At 43.0% G+C, this 20913-nt stretch carries 14 protein-coding genes and 2 pseudogenes; 8 read left to right on the forward strand and 8 right to left on the reverse strand.

Annotation, left to right across the window (positions count from 1 at the left end):
* Positions 1 to 67 precede the first annotated feature (67 nt).
* The 3 genes from ureE to ureG are packed head-to-tail and all read left to right on the forward strand — an operon-like array spanning position 68 to position 1826.
* The gene (ureE, locus tag H6G92_RS13205; RefSeq protein WP_190894135.1) at positions 68 to 514 is read left to right on the forward strand and encodes an urease accessory protein UreE; all 447 of its coding nucleotides are present in this window, start codon (positions 68 to 70) and stop codon (positions 512 to 514) included.
* Positions 489 to 1181: an urease accessory protein UreF gene (locus H6G92_RS13210; RefSeq protein ID WP_190894136.1), complete on the forward strand. Its 693-nt coding sequence runs from the start codon at positions 489 to 491 to the stop codon at positions 1179 to 1181. The genes ureE and H6G92_RS13210 overlap by 26 nt, the downstream gene beginning before the upstream one ends.
* A gap of 48 nt (positions 1182 to 1229) precedes the next feature.
* On the forward strand, positions 1230 to 1826 hold the full coding sequence (ureG, locus tag H6G92_RS13215; RefSeq protein WP_190894137.1) for an urease accessory protein UreG: 597 nt from the start codon (positions 1230 to 1232) through the stop codon (positions 1824 to 1826).
* Between the two features lie 13 nt (positions 1827 to 1839).
* Here ureG and H6G92_RS13220 read toward each other — a convergent pair whose 3' ends face one another.
* Positions 1840 to 3726, reverse strand: a complete 1887-nt coding sequence (locus H6G92_RS13220) for an ABC transporter ATP-binding protein (protein WP_190894138.1) — start codon at positions 3724 to 3726, stop codon at positions 1840 to 1842.
* Between the two features lie 346 nt (positions 3727 to 4072).
* On the opposite strand from H6G92_RS13220, the gene H6G92_RS13225 reads away from it, so the two are divergent.
* From H6G92_RS13225 to H6G92_RS13235, 3 genes are read left to right on the forward strand one after another with little or no spacing between them, the layout of a single operon-like run.
* The gene (locus H6G92_RS13225; RefSeq protein WP_190894139.1) at positions 4073 to 9529 is read left to right on the forward strand and encodes an eCIS core domain-containing protein; all 5457 of its coding nucleotides are present in this window, start codon (positions 4073 to 4075) and stop codon (positions 9527 to 9529) included.
* The gene (locus H6G92_RS13230) at positions 9529 to 10143 is read left to right on the forward strand and encodes an immunity protein Imm33 domain-containing protein (RefSeq protein WP_190894140.1); all 615 of its coding nucleotides are present in this window, start codon (positions 9529 to 9531) and stop codon (positions 10141 to 10143) included. Before H6G92_RS13225 ends, H6G92_RS13230 begins: the two co-directional genes overlap by 1 nt.
* Positions 10144 to 10175: 32 nt before the next feature.
* On the forward strand, positions 10176 to 11348 hold the full coding sequence (locus H6G92_RS13235) for a type III secretion system chaperone family protein (protein ID WP_190894141.1): 1173 nt from the start codon (positions 10176 to 10178) through the stop codon (positions 11346 to 11348).
* 44 nt (positions 11349 to 11392) lie between these two features.
* Here H6G92_RS13235 and uvsE read toward each other — a convergent pair whose 3' ends face one another.
* The 5 genes and pseudogenes from uvsE to nrdJ (H6G92_RS13260) all read right to left on the reverse strand — a co-directional run.
* Positions 11393 to 12376, reverse strand: coding sequence for a UV DNA damage repair endonuclease UvsE (gene uvsE, locus H6G92_RS13240; protein ID WP_190894142.1), 984 nt, complete (start codon positions 12374 to 12376; stop codon positions 11393 to 11395).
* A gap of 230 nt (positions 12377 to 12606) precedes the next feature.
* Entirely contained in the window at positions 12607 to 13350 is a 744-nt protein-coding gene (locus H6G92_RS13245) for a class I SAM-dependent methyltransferase (RefSeq protein WP_190894143.1), read from the reverse strand.
* 227 nt (positions 13351 to 13577) lie between these two features.
* Positions 13578 to 14591, reverse strand: coding sequence for a zinc-dependent alcohol dehydrogenase family protein (locus tag H6G92_RS13250; protein WP_190894144.1), 1014 nt, complete (start codon positions 14589 to 14591; stop codon positions 13578 to 13580).
* A gap of 327 nt (positions 14592 to 14918) precedes the next feature.
* Positions 14919 to 15992, reverse strand: a pseudogene (gene nrdJ, locus H6G92_RS13255) (ribonucleoside-triphosphate reductase, adenosylcobalamin-dependent); the annotation flags it as partial.
* A 286-nt stretch (positions 15993 to 16278) separates the two neighbouring features.
* Positions 16279 to 17508, reverse strand: a pseudogene (gene nrdJ / locus H6G92_RS13260) (ribonucleoside-triphosphate reductase, adenosylcobalamin-dependent); the annotation flags it as partial.
* A 483-nt stretch (positions 17509 to 17991) separates the two neighbouring features.
* On the opposite strand from nrdJ (H6G92_RS13260), the gene H6G92_RS13265 reads away from it, so the two are divergent.
* On the forward strand, positions 17992 to 18696 hold the full coding sequence (locus tag H6G92_RS13265) for a mobilization protein (RefSeq protein ID WP_190894145.1): 705 nt from the start codon (positions 17992 to 17994) through the stop codon (positions 18694 to 18696).
* 29 nt (positions 18697 to 18725) lie between these two features.
* Positions 18726 to 19235: a GNAT family N-acetyltransferase gene (locus H6G92_RS13270; RefSeq protein WP_190894146.1), complete on the forward strand. Its 510-nt coding sequence runs from the start codon at positions 18726 to 18728 to the stop codon at positions 19233 to 19235.
* Between the two features lie 85 nt (positions 19236 to 19320).
* Here the strand turns inward: H6G92_RS13270 and H6G92_RS13275 are convergent, their stop codons facing one another.
* Together H6G92_RS13275 and H6G92_RS13280 are read right to left on the reverse strand one after the other, a co-directional pair.
* Positions 19321 to 20703: an AtzE family amidohydrolase gene (locus tag H6G92_RS13275; protein ID WP_190894147.1), complete on the reverse strand. Its 1383-nt coding sequence runs from the start codon at positions 20701 to 20703 to the stop codon at positions 19321 to 19323.
* Positions 20700 to 20882 (reverse strand): DUF4089 domain-containing protein, encoded by a 183-nt coding sequence (locus tag H6G92_RS13280; protein WP_190894210.1) that lies wholly within the window; start codon positions 20880 to 20882, stop codon positions 20700 to 20702. The genes H6G92_RS13275 and H6G92_RS13280 overlap by 4 nt, the downstream gene beginning before the upstream one ends.
* Positions 20883 to 20913 lie beyond the last annotated feature (31 nt).

Below are 20913 nucleotides of genomic sequence, written 5' to 3' on the forward strand. Positions count from 1 at the left end.
AAGCCCTGTGCTAATTGGTGTTCACACTCAAATCATAATGAAAAGTGGAAGTCCAGGCAAAACTCTTATGCTGACATTTACCCAACTTAAACCACCTAATCCTGATGCCGCAGTCACCTTTACTCTGGCGCTGACAGCAGAAGAACGTACCCGCAGCCGTCATCGCTTTGAAACAGAAGATAGCAAGGTTGTGTTTCTACATTTACCCAGGGGAACTGTTTTACATGATGGTGATATTCTCCAAGAAGAAACCCATAGCAGTTTAATCAGAATTACTGCCAAACCAGAACTAGTGCTGACTGCCTTTGCCCAAACACCACTTTTATTACTACGGGCGGCATACCATCTCGGAAATCGCCATGTACCTGTAGAAATTACCCCGACTTATTTACGCTTGTCCTCAGATTCGGTTTTACACACAATGTTGAAACAATTGGGGTTAGAAGTTAAAGAAGAAATTTTACCGTTTCAGCCAGAATTGGGAGCTTATGGACAACACCATCATGCTCACTGATAGCCATCTTTTGAGTATTTTACAACTGGCTAGCCCCGCTTTACCTGTGGGAGCATATAGCTATTCTGAAGGCTTGGAAATGCTGGTGGAAAATGGTACGATCGCTAACCACACACATCTCAAAGATTGGTTAAAAGCAGAGTTACTCTACGGGGCAATTCGGCTAGAAGCGGCGGTAATGGTACGATCGCAGCAAGCTGCCAAAATGCATGATGTAGAGTCGCTATGTCGTTGGAATCTGTGGTTATCCGCTGCTAGGGAAACAGAAGAGTTACGCGCCTCTAGTTGGCAGATGGGGCGATCGCTCATCCAATTACTTGGTAAACTAGAACCACAGATTGCGCCTATTGTCAATGCTATAGGTAATCCTTGCAATTATGCGATCGCTTTTGGCATTGCCATTGCCCATTGGCAAATCAGTATTAAAGCCGGATTACTCGGATATCTGCATAGTTGGGCAAGTAATTTGATTACTGCTGGTGTGAAACTTATCCCCCTTGGACAAACCGCAGGACAGCAGTTATTGCTAGATTTACAACCATTAATTAGTGCTGCGGCATTGGAAATTCTTGCGTTGGAGGATGATCAACTCGCCTGTTGTAGTTGGGGTTTGTCGCTGGCGAGTATGCAGCATGAAACGCAGTATACAAGGTTGTTTAGGAGTTAGGAGAGACGCGATTAATCGCGTCTGTACAGGAGTTAGGAGTTAGGAGTTATGAATGCATTTCGAGTGGGAGTTGCTGGGCCAGTGGGTTCGGGGAAAACGGCTTTAGTTGATGCTTTGTGTAAGGGATTGCGTGAGCAGTATGAGATTGCGGTGGTGACAAATGATATTTATACTCAGGAGGATGCTCAGTTTTTAGTGCGTTCTCAGGCGTTGGCAAGCGATCGCATTTTGGGTGTAGAGACTGGTGGTTGTCCCCATACTGCTATCCGCGAAGATGCTTCGATGAATTTGGCCGCAATTGAACAGTTCGAGGAACGTTTTCTCGATTTGGATTTAGTATTTTTAGAAAGTGGCGGCGATAATTTAGCTGCTACCTTTAGTCCCGAATTGGTGGATTTAACAATTTACGTCATCGATGTTGCAGCAGGCGATAAAATTCCCCGCAAAGGTGGCCCCGGTATTACTAAATCTGATTTGTTGGTAATTAACAAAACTGATCTTGCACCCTATGTTGGTGCAGATTTAAGTGTGATGGAACGAGATGCTAAAAAAATGCGCGGTGATAAACCTTTTATTTTTACTAATTTAAAAACTCAGTTAGGACTTGCAGATGTAATTAACTTTGTTTGCACAAATATCTGTTAAACCTGAAGGTTTTCTATAAAGCCCTTAGATGACGACTTCGCACACGTTCAGCACTACCAGTAGGAATCGCAGCAATTAATTTTTGCGTATATTCCTCTTTGGGTTCTTGGTAAATGCTTTCGGCTGTCCCTTCTTCAACAATTTGACCGCGATTCATGACTAAAATGCGATCGCTCATAAATTTCACCACACTTAAATCATGAGAAATAAAGATATAAGTAAGCTGAAAATCTGACTGTAATTCTTTGAGAAGATTTAATACCTGCGCCTGTACGGAAACATCCAGCGCTGAAACTGATTCATCGCAGATGATAAACTTAGGATTTAATGCCAAAGAACGGGCTATGCAAATTCGCTGGCGTTGACCGCCAGAAAACTGATGAGGATAGCGGTTCATCGCATCTGCACTCAAACCCACCCGTTCTAAAAGTTCGGCTACTCGCACTCGTCGTTGTTGCTTTGTTTTACCAACGGCGTGAATTAACAATGGTTGCATCACCGCGTCCCCAACCTTCATGCGGGGATCGAGGGAACTGAAAGGGTTTTGGAAGACTATTTGCATTTCCCGCCGCAGTTTTTGCAACGGTTCTCCTTTGAGGCTTGTAATATCTTGTTTCTCAAAGATAATCTGACCACTCATCGGTTCAATTAATCGCAGCAAAGTTCTGCCAAGGGTGGTTTTACCGCAACCAGATTCCCCCACCAAACCTAGTGTTTCCCCTGGTTTGACATCAAAGGAAACGCCATTAACTGCCATATTGTAGCGTTTTGTCCCACCAAACACCCCGCGCACTGGAAAACCAACTTTCAGGTTGCGGATTTGCAGCAAAGGTTCCTTCTCATTGAAGTTTGCTAATCTTGCAGCAATCTCTTCAGTGGTGACTTCTGTCGGTTGTGTGGGTTCTTTGGCTTGAATTACTACTTGTCCCGTTGCTGTCTCTTCTGCACTCATGTAATCAGAAACGGTGAGTAATTTTTGGGGACGGCGGTTGAGTGTGGGGCGACAAGCTATTAAACCTTTAGTATATGGATGCTGGGGACTGCTGAAAATTTGCTCCGCAGTACCAGATTCGACAACTTTACCTCTATACATCACCGCTACTTGGTCAGCAATTTCCGAAATTAGCCCCAAGTCGTGAGTGATGAAAATCATTGCCATGTCACGGCTTTGCTGCAATTGCCGCAACAAATCTAAAATTGTCGCTTGCACCGTCACATCCAAGGCTGTAGTTGGTTCATCAGCAATTAAAATTAACGGGTTGCAAGAAATTGCCATTGCAATCATCACCCGTTGCAACTGACCCCCAGAAAGTTCATGAGGGTAGCGTTCCAGCATGGCTTCTTTGTGTTCTTTAACCAACTGGGACAACTTTGATGGTTCTGGTTTCGATGAATTGCTGTTGGTTTGATGCCAAGTTTCGATATACTGCTGCTGGATCTCCTCATCGCTAGCGAGAAGTTTAACCTCTTGTAGACCTGCGATCGCAATTTGTCGTGCTTGGGCTGCTGACACATTTTGATGCCGCATAATCGCTTCTGTTAGCTGAAACCCGATGTTATAAACCGGATTTAGCGAACTCATCGGTTCTTGAAAAATCATGGCGATGTCGCCACCCCGGTGTAGCTGCATTTGCTCAGGAGGCAATTTTACCAAATCGATGGCATTGGCATTCTCCTGCGGACGAAACCAGATTTCACCGCCAGTAACTATACCGGGAGTTTGCAACAAACCCATCACAGCTAGGGCTGTCACTGATTTACCACTCCCCGATTCTCCTACTATTCCTAGAGTTTCACCTCGATGCAAGCCAAAGGAAATACCATCCAAAGCTCTGACAGTGTTGCCATCACTGGGAAATTCAACTTGTAGATTGCGAACCTCTAGGACAGTTTCTCTCATAGGAATTGGGTGTGAATCTTAACTTAAAATTATTTGGATTTTAACAATAGTTTTGATCTATTATGTCGGTAAATATGGTTTTTATGCTCCTTGGCAGTTTTTCACTGCTTAAACCTCAACCACAATTGACATCACATACTTCCACAATATACACGCATTTGCAATAAGGTTAAGTTATTGAATAGGTAGATTTGAAGTTGTTCTACATTTTGGGCAGTTGAATGATTGATGACAAAATTAGACTAAGGTCTATACATAAGTATGTCAATAAAATAGTTAAATTCTTGATAGAAGATACTGGAATACAAAGATAAGGGGTTGGCTAATTTAACCTAGGAATTGAGAGATGAGCGATCGCACATGGACGCGACACAACGCAGGGACATCATTTACAAATCCATCGCTTGTCTCATCCAATATTCCCACATTGGCCAATCCAACACGCGGTTTTGGTTTACCAACAAATAATACTCCACTCGCAACAGTCACAGAGGTAGCAGGCGACGTTCAAGAAGCCCAATCTGCTGATGAGCAATCATTAGAACCAGAAGCTATCAAAGAAAAGCCTCTTGTTCATGACATTAGTCGCATATCTTTGCGTCGTCCACAGCCGCAACTTACAGTTAGCCAGCCAGGAGACCAGTATGAGCAGTCAGCTGACTGGGTGGCTAACCAAATTATGCTCCTGCCTAGACCTCAATCCAAGATAAATCCCGGTGAAATAGATTCACAAGATATAGTGCAGCGAAAATGTGCAGCTTGTGAGCAAGAAGAAGAGGAAGTACAACGCGCTAGTGATCACAGCGTTCCGACCCAAGAGAATATTGAGACTCAGTTAAATAATAGTAAGGGTGGGGGAAACCCATTATCTGCTGAAGTGCGAGACTTTATGGAACCGCGCTTTGGTAGTAACTTTGACAATGTGCGAGTACATACTGGCTCCAATGCTGTGCAGATGAGCCAGTCGTTGGGAGCGCAGGCGTTTACTCATGGTAGTGATGTTTACTTTGGTGCAGGAAAATCACCTGGAAATAACGAGTTGACAGCCCATGAGTTAACCCATGTGGTACAGCAGACAGGCAAGGTGCAAAAACAAAGCGATACATCCACAGCAACAGCCCCTGTTGAACAGACAGCAAGTGGTATGCCGCCCAAAAAAGGCACAACCAAAATTGACAAAAAGAATGGCACAATTACCGCTTCTGGGAAAAACATCACCGAAGCAATTACAAACTTAACATCACAAGGAAAGGGCGAAGCAGGCAGTGTTACTTGTGCCCCAGAGAAAAGTGTCCAAACTTACCAAGCTGATGATCAATCTGCTGAAATTGTCTATGAAGCAGACGTTCTAGTTACAGAAACTAAGGCAATGCCCGTCTGGACTGAACTCGACCAACAGTGCGAACCCGTTAAAAAAGAATGGGCAAGGTTTTATAGCGCTCTAGATACGCACGAAAATGGGCACATTAGTATTGACGAGAAGGCTTTTAAAGATTTACACAAAAAGCTTCTTGGCAAAACAACCTCAGCATCTGACAAGATTTTTAATGATACTTACGCCCAAGCAAATACTGATAACAACACCTACGACACCACAACTAAGCACGGACTGACTCAAGGTACAGGAGTAACCCCGGTACAGTGTGGCCCAGAAAAAGTTTCTCAAAGTGAAGATGGATCAAATGCAGAGACAGAAGTTCAAACTAAGCAGCAGGCGGGGATAAAAACCCTACAGCACAATTCTAGTAACGATTTTCTGTCTAATAAAACGACACTGCAAACAAAACTTAGCCCTACTCTCTCAGTTACTTCGCAGCCCTATTCGACCATACAAGCACAACCGCAGACTAACAAAGTGCAGATGAAATGTAGTGCTTGTGATCTAGACGATAGTGTACAACGTAAAACGATCGCTCAAAACATCACTTCCCACAAAGACAACAAATCAATTCAAAAACTGGGTTGGAATGATATCAAGGATGCAGCAGGTGCAGGTGCTAACTGGGTTGGTGATAAAGCTAGTGCAGGCGCTGAATGGGTCGGAGATAAGGCTAGTGATGTGGCTTCTATGGGTAAAGATGCCTTTGCTGCCCTAGTTGCGAGAGTCGCCCCTGGTTTGGCTGATTTGATTCGCCAAGGGCCGATGGGGTTACTGGGTGAAAAAATCAAAGACGGCATCAAAAGCTGGGTTTCTAGCATCACTGGAAACATCGATATTGCTGGTGTGATTGCTCAATTGCAGGGCAGTTTTACAGGGGTGTTTGAAGGGATTCAGGATGTTACTAAAGGTGATCCAGCCTCTTGTCGGAATTTTGCCAATAGTTTAAAGGCGTTGCAAGACTTAGGACACGCCTTCATGGAAAATGCCGCTGTCAAACAAATTCAGGCGGTATTTTCTCAAGTTAAAGGCGTTTTCCAAAAAGTTACTGATTTAGCGATCGCCCCAGCGTTTGATGCGTTGATGAGTGTTGCAGGCGGCGTATTTGACACCGTTAAGGTACTGGCAACCACAATCTGGGAATGGGGTGCCCCCGTTCGCAATACTCTAGGTGCTGCCTGGGATTGGGTGAAAGAACAACTCGGCATTGGTGGTGATGGCGAAGGTGGCGTTCTGGGATGGCTGAAGACCAAAGCTTCCCAGGTGTGGACAGAAATTAAAGGCACTCTTGCCCCAGTACTTGGCCCTTTGAAGACTGTGGGTAGTGTATTGCTAGCTTTTTCACCAGTGGGTTCAATCTACCTCATCGTCAAATATGTGCCGCAGCTAGTCAAAGCGGTGCAATGGTTATGGGCGCATAAAGACGATAAAGATATTGTCAAAAAAGCTCATGAGGAAATGGGCGATACGATTTTGCCGGAACTGCTGAGTAATGTAGAAGGATTTGCTCAAACGATGCAATCTACAGTTAGCAGTTTGGTGAATCAGGCAGTTCAATTAAGTGAAGCAGTTTTAGAATTGTTAGGCGCAATTAGCGGAGTGCCGTTATTAAGCATGGCACAAAGCTTAGTGCAAACAGTATCAAATGGGGTGAAGGAATTCATCAGCTGGTGTCAAGAAGGATTCCAATCAGCCGCAAAGACTGTCCAAGAATTCGCTAGCAAAATTATCACGAAGATTAAACCCTACATTGGCGTGCTAACTTCATTAGGGTTAGCGATCGTGAATCCGGGAATGATTCCGGTCATCCTGGCAGGTTGGGCTTGGCAAGCTTTGGATGATTGCTACAAAGCTCCAATTATTAATTTCTTACTTGACATTGTTATTGGCCTGTTGCAGGCTGCGCCGTCGTTACCCATGTTTGGGTTGCTCTGGCCAATAATCAAGGCAGGTGTCCTTGGTTTCCTTCAAGGAGTTAAGGGTAAGCCAGATCACGAAAAGGTTGCGATCGCCAACAAGTTGGCTAAAATCATTAGCGGTGGCAGCCCTGCATTTATTGTTGGATTTGTCAAGGGTTTACTCAAGGGCATCTGGGAAGGTCTCACTGACCCATTTGTGCTGATATATGAAGCCATCAAGGGATTGGGCAATCTAGTTACCTGGCTTAACGATGTGGCGAACCAAGCACTTTCTCCCACACCGACAGATCAGCCAGCATCAGCCCAGGAAGGAGCAGCATCGCCAGCAACCACTGCTAATAACAACGTGGAAATGGGTGAACGGATGCAGCAAATGGCTGGAGAACTGCAACCACCTGTAGAGCAGGTAAGCCAGGGCTTTATGCCAGCCGTGCAGGAGGTATTCAGTGGCGGCGGTGCTATGTCCTTCGAGCAATTGATGCAGAAGCTTGGTGATGCCTGGGGTAGTGTTGAGACGGCGCTGATGAATGCAGGCGGCACCCTCGCGGATAAAGTGTGTCAATTCATGTTGCAGGATAGTGCTGAAGGCGAGATGGGCGAAACGGTCGGTTGGTTAGCCGGAACGATCGCCTTTGAAGTAGTTCTTGGCATTCTAACCGCAGGTTCCTGGACAGCCGCTAAGGGTGCGATGAAAGGACTCAAGCTCTTTGCCAAGATTCTCGACTGGACAGGCGAGGTAATGGGGTTGGCATTTAAGGGCTTGGCTAAAGTTGGTGGCTTTATCCTGGATGGTATTAAGGGATTAGGCAAGCTTTTGGGTAAGGCGGGTGGTGCGGCAAAAGTCATCCTAGATGCTCTGGGTGAAATTGGGCAAAAACTGATTACCTTTGCTGACGAATTGCTTGGCAGAGCAGCAAAAGGAGCAGCTAGTGAGGTCGCTGAAGAAGGGGCTGAAAAAGCTGCTAAGGAGGTAGTTGAAGAAGCTGGTGAAAAAGCTACTAAAGAGACATTTGAAGAAGGTGCTGAGAAAGGCGCGAAGGAGGGAACTGAGGAAAGCGGCGAGAAAGGTGCGAAAGAGACAACCGATGATACAGCTAAAAAGGCTGCTGAATTGCCTGCTGCGATCGCTAAGGCGAAATCAATCACGGAAACTAATGATATCGCAGATACACCAGCTCCGATCCTGCTTGGAATCCTAACATCAACTGTTAAACCTCAGTATTCTTGGATTAAGGGGTTTGAAGCGCGTCCAAAGCGGCCGGGCCATTACTCTATTCATATGATTGCTAGTGACCATGAAATTGACTCAGACTACAGTACTGATGAGATTAAAAAACTGGAGTCACAAGCCAAAGAATTTGAAGCCCAGCTAAAAGAAGCATCAGCAAAAACCAGAGAAGCAGAAGCCAAGGCAGTTGAGGCCAGAAAAACTGCTGATGAAGCGACAAGTCATGTCAAAGCAACGGAGGCAGAAGCAAAAGCGGCTGAGGCCAAAGTTCAACAGGCAGAAATAGAAGCCCAAGCAGCAGAAGCAAGAGCTAAGAATGCGGAGGGTACCACGGAAGAAGCAGCTCAAGCCAAACAAGAATTGCTCAAGGCTAAACAAGAAGCAGGGCAAGCTAAACAAGAGGTACTCAAGGCTAGGCAACAAGCAGAGCAAGCCAAGAAAGAATTTCAAGCCTTAGAGGAGGCCAAAGCTAAGGCTAGCCTAGAGGAAACTGAAGCTAGACAAATTGAAGCGATCGCTAGAGAAGAAGCATCTCTAGTGAAACAAGAAGCACTTACAAATCAGAAAGTTAAACTTCAAGGAGACCGTGCTGCTTTAGATAAAGAAATTGATGAGTTAAGAACAGAAGCGGCAAAAGCCCAGAAGAAAGTTGATGAAGCTTCTAAGAAGATCCCTGACAAAAGAGGGGCGGAAAGAAAGCTTGCTGAAAATGAGCTAGATCAACTGCAAAAAAGGCGGGACAAGATTAGTAATAAACTTTCAGAGAAATCAGGAGAGAAAGCGAAGCTAAACACTCAGATTAAAAACATAGAAGAACAAATACAAGCAGAAATTCGAGCTTCTAGAGCAGTTCCACCAGAAATTGCTAAAAAACTTCGTGACAATAGTCCCAATGATGAATTGCGTAAATGGGTTAATGATTCCAGCAATCCTCAAGTCAAGTTTGATCCTGTAACTGGCAAGCCAATCGATCCTGTTTATGGAAGGCCAGTGGATAGGCTTTCTCCCGATCACATTGTTCCTTTGGAGGAAATAAAACAAATGCCAGGTTTCAATAAGCTGACATATCAACAGCAGCTAGAGGTTGCAAACTTGAGAGAAAATATTATGGGTATAGATCCCCGTGTGAATTCAGCAAAACAAGATACCTCTTGGACAGTATTTAAAGGACACTCAGAATTTGGTGCGATTGATCCAAAAGTTCAAGCAAAACTAATTCAGGCAGAAAAAGATGCAAGAGCAGCATTAGAAAAAGCGATTGAGGCAAGATTACCGTAATGAAATTTAAACGTCAAATAGGAGCATTCAACGTAGTTGCTCATTGTCCTGACGATCTTGAGCATCAAGCTCAAGCACTATTAGATAAACTTGCTGAGATTAATCAGCAGAAATCTAACCTTAAAGATGGGACTAAAGTTGAGTTCGGTTGGTCTATTTTAACTCTGCGTGGCAATGAAGATGAACTTGTCGTTTGTGAACCATATTTCAGTGATGATCCATTTCAAAACTATCTACCAGTAGTTGATGACACTCTAAGAGTGATTACTGAACAAATAGAGTTATTAAATCGTGTTGGCGTAGAAGGAGTCACTGCAAGTTTTCAAGATAAAGTAGTAATTGCCAAAGGGTCTCTCCAGGCAAACCATATCTATCTTGAACGTAAATCACCTGAGGCTAACACCCATAACTCAGGTTGGTATATCGGAGAATTTACAGAAGACAAGCCCGAACAAACTGATGATAACTTTGAAGCTATTTATGTGTACCAACTGCTAAATCAACGTCCTGCTCTTATGCCAATTCTTGCTTTACCACCTGGGTATCTAGTTATTGTCAATGAAGATATAATTGAAGCAATTTTTAATAAAGATAACCAGAACATTTGGCAGTAAAAAATTAATGACCTTATAGGATAAAGTTCTCTATGGGAACTAAGGCTGAAGATTATCAATATCAATTAGATGCAGAGCTAATCTTATGCGATCGCACCATCTCCCCCTTACCCATCCACGCTCTAGCTCTAGCTTTGACAAAACTAGAAGAGGATTTGATTGAATGTCGTCTCAGGTTTCAAATCAATGCAGAACTTCACCGACGCATCGAAACTGAAGCCCTATTCAATCTCAAACCAGAAATTCGTGTCCCGCTTTCCAGTGAAGATTTTTTATCTGAAACAGATATCGAAATTGAGATTAGTTTACAGCCAGATTTTCTCCCAAATCTGAGTGAACACATTGCCAGTCTAGATGAGATATCAAGTAATTTCATTAAGCTAAACCAAGAACAACCTGATAATCCCCTATTTGCGACTGAAAATTGGCTGTTGGTATCAGCCATACAACCGCAAACATCCAGTGATGTTGGCTACCGTACCCTTTGGGATTACCTCAGTCCAGCCACCCTTAGCAAAGCTGCTGCATCCGGTTCAGCTAATCCAATCTCTGATGCACTAGGAACCTTCTTCAAAAATTGGACGCAGAATAACCTATCTGCGGTGACTGAACAAGCCACTGCTGAAGTTGTTGATGGAATTGCTCATTTTTTCAGAGATTTGGCCGATTTCAATCTGGATGAATTGAAAAAACTTGTCAAAAATATTGATCAGCAAGTTACAAAAGATTGGAAACCCTTTTCAGGTGACAGAACAATTCTTCAGGAAATGCTTAACTTCTTTACTGAAGACGACTGGAACTTTAGAAAATTGCAGGGAGAATCTGTCTTACAAGTCGCATTCGGAGGCAAAAATGGCAAATGGAACTGTTACGCCAAAGCCATAGAAGAAAATAAGCAATTTATCTTTTACTCTCTTTGCCCCATCACCGCACCTGAAGACAAAAGACAAGCCATTGCTGAATTCCTCACTCGTGCCAACTACGCCATGATGATTGGCAACTTTGAACTTGACTTTAGCGATGGTGAAATTCGCTATAAAACTAGTATTGATATTGCAGGCGATCGCCTCAGTTTTGCTTTAATCAAAAATTTGGTTTACACTAACGTCACCATGATGGATGAATACCTACCAGGGATTTTATTAGTAATTGATGATGATGCCTCACCTCAAGAAGCAATTACCAAAATAGAAACCAACGTATAAGAAGCGAGAGTAACATTAGCCATCGTTGACTAACATATTACAGTTTAAATACAATCATTTTTCATCAGCCACCAAGAGCGCAAGTGGGCGATCGCTTCTTCTTTTTGTTTGGCTTCGACTTCAATCCACGGTGCTTGGTGGTAAACTTTGGGCATATCGGTAATCAAGTCGCTGTGTTTTCTGTCATTGAAAGCTTGCTCACCATTGGAAATATGGACTAATTGCCAATCTGGATTGGCCCAAGTTTCTCGCGCTGCGTAAAACATGGATGCGACACTCGGATGATCGTAGCTATCTAAATTTTCGTGGCAAATATGGTGATGGGCATCAAACACCATCGGCACGCCAGCTTGCTGACATACTGCTAAAATTTCATCGGCGCTATAGGCGTATTCATCGTTTTCTAAAGTCAAGCGGCAAATGATATTTTCTGGTAGTTCGGAAATTACTTTTACTAGTTGTTCAGGACGTTGAGATTTGCCACCATGAATATTCATCAATGACCAAGGCGATGTCTGACGACAAGCCGCTTCGCGTCTACGCGGTAAGCCCAGTAAGTCAAGTATACGGGAATGTCCTGCTAGATTATTGATACTTGCTTGTACCACTTCGGGAGAATCAGAACTTAGCACTACATATTGATCTGGATGCAACACCATTCTTATGCTTAATGCATTTGCTCGTTGACCGATTGTTGCTAAATCAGCGCTCATTGCCTCTAGTATACTTGCGCCGATTTTGTCTTCTAAGTCACTTAGGGGAAATAAAGAAGAAGACATCCGATACAGCTGAATTTTATTCTGCTGGCAAAATGAGAGGGCATCATGCAAGCGATGTAAGTTATGCCGATACAGTTCACTCAGGGCGCTTTTGCGATCGCTAAGGGAAAGTTTTAAGTATCGTGTGCGCGTCATTGTCCGAAAGCGCACTTGTTTGTCAGAGGTGATACAAACTAGCCCTAGGTTGGGCAGTATACTTTTTTGATACTGTTGTGTATTAGGTGAATTTTGAAACTCGATTACGGTCATTAACTAAATTTACTAACTGTTGCATGTTTTGAGCTATTTTTTAATTTAAACAAATTCTGCCACTGACTTACGAGTACCTAAAGAATGAAGTCCTAAGGCTTAAGGGTGTAAATGCTCGTAATACTTACGTTTTAGCTAAACAAGGTCTTCCTCAAACTTAGTCAAATAATGACGCTTGAACGCACCCCATCTAAATCAGAGATTATATTGCTCAGTATTGGTGTATCTATCTATTTTTTATAAGCAGTAACCAACAGTTGAGGAGCATCAAAACCACCCTGAAACACAAGGTCATGTATTACCTGCCATCCCTTACGAGTAAACAGCAATTTCCAAAACGATGGGCTGGATTCTGAGTATAATTGTTTCCAGTAAAGCAACTCACTACGACTCAAAAAACACTGGTCACAACGGTAATAATCTACAGAAAAACCTGTTGTTTCCAGAAGCGTAAATATTTGCTCGTGAGTGAAGGCATGAAGGTGGTATGGATCAAAATGACGCGTCTCCCCTAGTGGTACAGACAACATCAATACACCATTGCTAGTTAAATAATTACTAAGTTGTTTTAAAAAATTGGTCGGATTTTTTAAATGTTCTATCGTCTCAAACGAGATAATAACGTCAAAAGGCTCCGAACACTCAAATTGCTCTGCATCAGCGCAAATGAAGTTTATTCCGGGAATTTGGTAGTGTTTCTTAGCATATTCCACAATCTGTGAGCATATATCGACTCCAACTACACTGCTTGCGCCTGCAACACGAAGCATTTGGCTACCATATCCACTGCCGCACGCGATGTCTAGAACTCTTTTTCCTAAGACGTACTTGGTTGCAGTTTCGTAGCGTCCAAGATGTAGCTCCATGATCTTGCGACTAGCCGAATCCTTACCCATGCGCTGGGGAATCAAGCGTTCCCAAGTTACAGTCAGGTTATCCAAAGCTTCAACTGAACTGCTAACAAAGTTACTCATATAATTTGCGGTTACAAAGTGGTAGTCTTTTGTTTTGATAGTTTTCAACTATACATAGTTGTAACTATCATTAACATGGTCTTAAGATGTGAATTTATCTAGGGTGTTGAAATAGGAACTATATAAACACCTAGCGCCTACTCTCTCTCCTGTTTAAACGTAATTGATAATTATGTTTTAAGTGGAAATTTAAACCCCAATCGAAACATAAATTAAACTCTTTAAAATTACGAATTACGAATTACGACTTTACCAAAGTGAGCCGCACTTTTGAGGTAATGATAAGCTTCTCGCGCTTCAGAGAATGGGAAAACTCGATCAATAATCGGTTTGATTTGATGCTGTTGCATCGCCTGATTCATCGCCTCAAACATTTCCCGGCTGCCAACATAAATTCCCTGAACTGTTAAACTCTTAAAAAGTATTGGCATGGGGTCAATTTCATTTCCTCTGCCTGATAATACGCCAATCAAGCTAATACGTCCCCCAATGCGGACTGCTTGTAGTGATTTTGGCAGAGTTCCTGCACCGCCTACCTCAACTACATGATCTACACCCGTTCGATTGGTTAATTGGTAAACTTGCTTTTCCCAATCTGGCGTTGTTTTATAGTTAATTGTTTCGTCAGCACCAAGCTGTTGAGCTAGTACCAATTTCTCATCACTGCTGGAAGTAATAATCGCTCTTGCACCATGTATTTTGGCAAACTGGAGAGCAAAAATAGAAACTCCTCCAGTACCGAGTAATAAAATACTATCACCTGCGCGAATATTGCCTTTTGTCACCAGTCCATGCCAAGCTGTGACTGCTGCACAGGGCAAGGTAGCCCCTTCAATGTAAGATAGGTGGTCAGGTAATATCACTAAACCATCTTGGTGTAATACGACATACTCAGCCAGCATTCCATTAATACCGCCTCCTAAATCGGATTTCATTTTCTCTTTGGTTAAAGAGCCATAAATCCAGTCTTGGAAGAAAATACCAGCGACGCGATCGCCTATTTTTACGCGTGTCACACCTTCCCCCACCGCCACGACTTCCCCTGCACCGTCAGACAGGGGAATTAAAGGATATTTCTGTCCAGAACCGTAAGCTCCTTCAATGACAAGCAGATCACGGTAATTTAGGGATGTTGCTTTGACTTGAATGAGAACTTGTCCCGCAGTTGGTTTTGGTTCAGTGCGATCGGCTAACCTGAGGGCATCAATCCCGGCGTTGCTTTGGATTTCGTAAGCTTTCATAGAAAAAGCAGTGGTTTAATTAGGACTTACACATTGACAAGAAAAACCAAATATGTATTAAGGTTAAAAACCACATCTTTCGTAAGGGAACAGCAATGCTGTGCCCCTACAGTATCATCTAAAAATGTGTATTGATCCCCCTAAATCCCCCTTAAAAATGGTGACTTTGAGAGCTTTTTGCCCCCCTTTTTAAGGGGGGTTGGGGGGATCAAAAGCTGATGGCGCAACTCTAGAAGACTTGTGTGTAAACCGTAGCCTTTTAGGAGAGAGAAATAGAAGTGAGGTTTTTCAGATACCATGAAAAGTCAGGTTGATAGTCATTTTGCCTTATGAGCTTGGTTGCTGATCGGGAAACATACACTTATCAGAGTCACAACCACTAGGGCCAGCCTCTGCCATTTCGCCTAAATCGTAGCGGCTTAAGACTGCACAGAAATCATCTGTTTTACGCCGTGCTTTCACGTCTCTATTCAAGCGCTCGTAAGTTATTTTGTCTATTGGTTCAAATGGCAAACGTGGGAATGATTGCAAATCGTCAAAACGCGCTAAAAGGGCTGCTGAAATATATCCTTCATCATTTTGGATAGTTTCGTAGATCCGCTGTCCTAAAGGTTCGATTTCATCAGAGCGAAGTTCTAAAGTAGCTGATGTGTTGTGAGTCACATACCAACGTTGAACCTGGAGGACAAAATCAAATTGAGCTAAGACTGAAAACTTAGAAACATCAATTTCATCAGCCCCTGGTAAATCAGCCCAAGATACAGAGACAGGGATTTCTACTAACCATTCACTCACCCGTGAATCAAAGGGATCATTGAGCAAATTGCCCTGTTCATCTTTGTCTGATTGAGAAGGAATGACATTGTAACCATAGTCAATACAAGCTAAGGCTACTGGGTCATTTTTGCCGAAGGTGATGCGGCGAATAAATCTTTGCGCTTTTGGAGGATGCCATCCTGAACTAGCATTAGTTAATAATGCTTTCGTGCCACTGGGTTGGACTGTAGTACAGCGATTTGGACGTTTGAAATTATGGCGATCGCAATAATCCCAAACTACACGATGTACAATATCTCTCCAAGAACTTAGATATTTTTCTTCCTCACGCTTGAAAGCTAATCCTTGTGGAGTTGCAGGTCTTCCGGCTTCCCACCAGCGCAGCCAATCAACACCAAAAGCATGGACAAAGAAATCAAATAAACCTGTAAAAGAAACTCCTACAATCGGGTCTAATTCACGACTGTATTGATAGCGTGGTTCCAGGAATTTGTGATTTAAAAGTGCTGCTACAGATAACGCCCCAGCAGTGAAAGCTTCCTCTTGTTCTTTGTAGTTATATGGGTCGATTTGATTAAGGTGAACCTCAGACAAATTGCAGTGGAAGTTACTACCGATGATTTCCTTTCTTTGTTACCCTAGAGGCTTTTTATCCCCTAGTTCTACTGCTTGATTATTTGCAGTAGCTCCGCGTACCTTTTGCAGATGTGACTTCAGATAATAAAAGTGTTTTTCACATCCACCCCCGCACTCTTGGAGAGATTATATTCTAGACACAAATTTCTGATGTCATCTAGTTTCACTCTCTACGCTGTACAGTGTCAAAGACTTTTTAATTCCTTTGGTTACCACGGGATTAGCATCTCAGCTTTCCCCGTTTTTGCGAGGTTTTTAACGTGAGGCAAAATCACTTACCACACGGATTTAGCCCATAGCGAGCTAAACGATGTTCTAACTCATTAGCATCAAGATTTGAATAACGTTCTTCTAACCACTGTTTTGCTGTTCCTTGTTCATAAGCTTGTAAAAACTCAACTTTTAGAGCTTGTGTTGGCAGCAAATCAATATTCGATCGCGCTACGGCTTCACCAGCCCATTGAATCGCTCCCTCGCCGCTATAATACTGTTTGCGAACGGCATTAAGACATTCTTCTAAGGTTGGTTTGCGATGAAAAACTCTGGTATGGTTTGCCATTCTGAGTGCATCACGCTCTGGATCGATTCGCCAGTTGCCATTTTCATCTTGCTGCCATAAGTTATCTTTAGCGGTAGCTCCTTGTTCATCGTCAGCAATAAACTGACGCATCCCCGCACTTCTTCGGATATTTCCTGCAACTATTGTTACAGCAGCTTGATCGATTAATAAACAACATTCAACTGAACTTAATTGTCGTCCTATAGCTTTATTCAGGATAGATGCACAACGCTGATAAAGTCCGGGCAATTTTACAGGATTAGCAACTCCTCCAAAGCCGTTGAGAGTTTCTCCCGCTTTTCGGACATCGCTGATATCAACTAATACTTCAACTTCTGCTGAAAATTGTTCATCAGTAGAGAGTTCTAATAGGGCTTGATATGATTCAACCCAACCTTCACGGCTATCTCCAACGTGAATAGTGACGTTATTGCCTTCTATATGAGTTTGAGTATATTCACGTCGCTGTTGCACAGGAGTGCTGCCAATTTCACCTTGTACAGTGACATTCAGTTGGTTACGGATGGGGGGCAACTGGTTAATAAATTGTGGTTCTAGGACGGCTCCAGTACCACAGCCCATCATTGCCAGATCCATCATTAATCCGAAGGCACTCCAGTCTTCGAGATTAGTAGAGGTGCAATTATATGCCCCCGAAAAATTCTTTGGCTTGGTTATCCAGTCTGTACCACCAACCCATAGCCAGCGTCCACTGGGCATAGCTTTCAAGTTGCGCTGCATCTTATCCAGTATGGCAGCTTCTTCTTGAGTGAGCTTTCCCAACTCGACTAAGCCGAGGAGAGTGCGATCGCATACCTCATCCCATGTTTCCCTTAACCCTGCCTTTGTGCGGCGGCTATAGGTTCTAAAAAATACGGGATTAGCAGCCGGTGCAGTTTCAGGAAACTTTGCACTCTGGCGTTTTCTTTCTAGCTCTCGAACCATATATTAAGTGTCTTGCGTTCTTGTTGCGTGCGGACAGATTATGACTATACGCCAAGTAGTTTGAGTATTAAAGATTGTCAAATTACCCACTTTACGCTACCTCTACCCTGCACTAATTGCAACAGAAATTTATGATGTATAATGTCTTTCACCCTTGGGTATAATTTCATTAGCTAGTTGTAATTAGCACCAATTAACTTATAAGTAAATTATCTTTATACCGATTTTTATTCAATTACCTAGCAAAGGCATAAACTTTGCTTAAAATTATGCAGGTAGAGACTGACGAACATAAATTTCATATACAGAAACTGTTTTGGGAATACTTTGCCGATTCAGCAAGTAAGAGTATCATGTGTTGAATCTTGGATGTAAACTCTATGTAGCTTTTATACAGGGCAAGTTGCTTAGGCGGCAACTGCCAAAAAGTTCTCAGCCAGGGAAAGATGTATCAGACTTGAATAAGTATTAGAGGTGGCTGTAATGCCGACAATTCATTTGGTAGATGGTGAAAAAGGCGGGGTAGGAAAATCTCTCTTTACCAGAACAATGATTCAGTATTGTCTGGATAAGAAAATCCCGTTTGTACCAGTGGACACAGATAGGTCGAATCCAGATGTAGCAGAGGTGTATAAGGAGATATGTAAGTATGCTGTGTTTAGTGAGAATGAACGACAGGCAGATAAGGCAGATAAAATATTTGAGTGGGCGGTAGAGAAGCCAGTAATTGTGAATTTACCCGCACAATCGCATAGAGCAGTACAAGGGTGGATTGATTCTAATCAATTAATGGAACTAGGGAATTTGCAGGGAGTGATGTTTTGCAAATGGTTTGTATCAACAGGAGGATACGACAGCATGAACCTGTTTGCTCAGTCAGTGAATACCTATGGTGAGAAAATCCCTCATATTCTGGTAAGGAATTTAGGGCTGTGCGATGATTGGGAGCATATAGAGTCCGACTCAAACTTTCAGAAAATAGCAAGTAAATATAAGATAAAAGTTATAGATTTTCCGAAGTTAGCATATAGAGAAAGAAACATAATTGACCAAAATCGCCTGACTTTTGCGGAGGCAAGAGAGTATAAAGAATTTGGCATAATTGGGCGACAGAGAGTAATCAATTTTCTGAAGCTTGCTTATAGTGCTTTTGAGAGAGTAGGTATCTGGTATGAAAAAGTTGAATAGCTTTGCCCTAGAGGGCTTAATCATTGCCAATGATCAATATCCGTTGTGAAACTCTACCTGACTACACAGTAATAGCTGAGGTGAATACATTAGCCTTTGGGCAGGAAAATGAGGCTAAACTTGTGGAGGAAATTCGCCGTTCTGACTGCTATATTCCAGAACTTTCTCTGGTTGCAGAGGTTGAAAATGTTGTAGTCGGTCATATTTTATTCAGCTACATTGATTTAGTGGGTGAAGAAACACTACAAGTACTCGGTTTAGCACCTTTGGCAGTTCATCCACAGTTTCAAAGACAGGGTATTGGCAGCGCACTAATAAAAGCAGGGTTAGAAATAGCAGAGGCAAAGAAAGAAGCCATAGTGATTGTCCTTGGTCATCCGCACTTCTATACTCGTTTTGGCTTTCAGCCTTCTGTTGTTTATGAAATTGAGTCTCCTTTTCCAGTACCAGAGGATGTCTTCATGGTTAAACCGCTGCAAGGCTATCAAGAAAAGTATAAAGGTAAGGTTGTTTATCCAGCTGCTTTTGATGGAGTATAGTATTATTCCTGCGTAGATATTTACAATTTTCTGCCCTAACTTAAAAGCCTTGAAAAGTAAGAAACTTTAGAGCGCAATTTGCCAATTAGCCATTAAAAATCACTGGTGCTGAAACTACACCTTTGTCTTCTAACGCAGCTGCAACCCGTAAAATTAACGCTTCATTATATGGTGCTGCTATCAATTGCACACCTAATGGTAAAGCATTTTGGCGCTGAATTGGTACTGATAAAACTGGTAAACCGATGAAAGATAATGGTTGAGTAAATAATCCTAAATGGGGACGGACAAGAATTTCTTCCCCATCCAAAATCATGGTTTGTTGACCAATTAGCGGTGCGGAAATTGGTGTAGTTGGGGCAAGAATTACATCCACATTTTGAAAGACTTCCCGAACGCGATCGCGATACCATTTTCTAAAGCGTTGTGCTTGCAGATACCAGTGACTTGGAATTAACGCCCCAGCCAAAAAGCGATCGCGTGTTGCTGAATCAAAATCTTGAGGACGCGATCGCAATTTATCCAAATGCAGATTTGCGCCCTCGCTAGCTGTAATCACAAACGCCGCAGCACGGGCGCGGTGTGCTTCTGGTATGGTTACGTATTCAGTGACTTCTATTGCATCAGCTACCTTTTGGACTGCCGCTAAAGCTTCCGGTTCTGCGCCTTTGGTGAAATAATCAGCAGCGAGCGCAATTCTTATATCAGAAATATCTTGTTTAAGTTGTGGTAAACATAATTCAGGCGGACGCTTAGTACAAATTGGATCGCGATCGTCTTCTCCCTGAAGCACATCAAACACCGTAGCGATATCCTGCACCGAACGCGCAAAAGGGCCAATGTGGTCAAAACTGCTAGAAAATAAAGCTACCCCAGCACGAGATAACCTTCCGTAAGTCGGCTTTAAACCAAAAACGCCACACAACGCCGCCGGAACGCGAATTGAACCATTTGTATCAGAACCCAACGTCAACGGTACTAACCCAGCAGCAACAGCCGCCGCCGAACCACCCGATGAACCACCAGCAACTCGCTGTAAATCATGGGGGTTATGAGTAGCACCGTAATGCGAATTTTCCGTTACAAATCCATAGGCGTACTCATCCATATTCAAAGCGCCAATCAGCACAGCACCCGCTTGTTTCAGCTTCGCTACTGCTGTTGCATCTTGACTAGCTGCTGGGTTCTCTGCATTAATTTTCGATCCCGCCAGAGTCGTTAAACCAGCGATATCAAAGAGATTTTTCACCGCAAAAGGCACACCAGCAAGCGTTCCGGGATTATTACCTTGGGCAATTTCCCTATCAATGCGGGCTGCATCTGTTAAAGCTGCTTCAGCAGTCACAGCCGTAAAACAGTTGAGTTGATGATCTCGCGCTGCTATTCGTGCGATCGCAGCCTTAGTAACTTCCACTGCGCTAACTTTGCCTTCACGCACAGCAGCAGCGATTGATACAGCATCATTCATGGTTCAAAAACTGGTGCAACTTCAATATCCTCCGCTAGAGGAAAAGAATTTACAAGATTAGCGATCGTACTAATTCTCTCAAAATTTGCCACCACACCATCTCGATACTCATCTCTTAGCTGCAAATTTAACAACAACGCCATTTGATCAACATATTCACCCACATTAAAACCTTCCATCTCTTCTTTGTGTCCTTCCAATTCAATTAAT

This window comes from Nostoc foliaceum FACHB-393 (assembly GCF_014698505.1).
Classification (GTDB): Bacteria; Cyanobacteriota; Cyanobacteriia; order Cyanobacteriales; family Nostocaceae; genus Nostoc; species Nostoc foliaceum_A.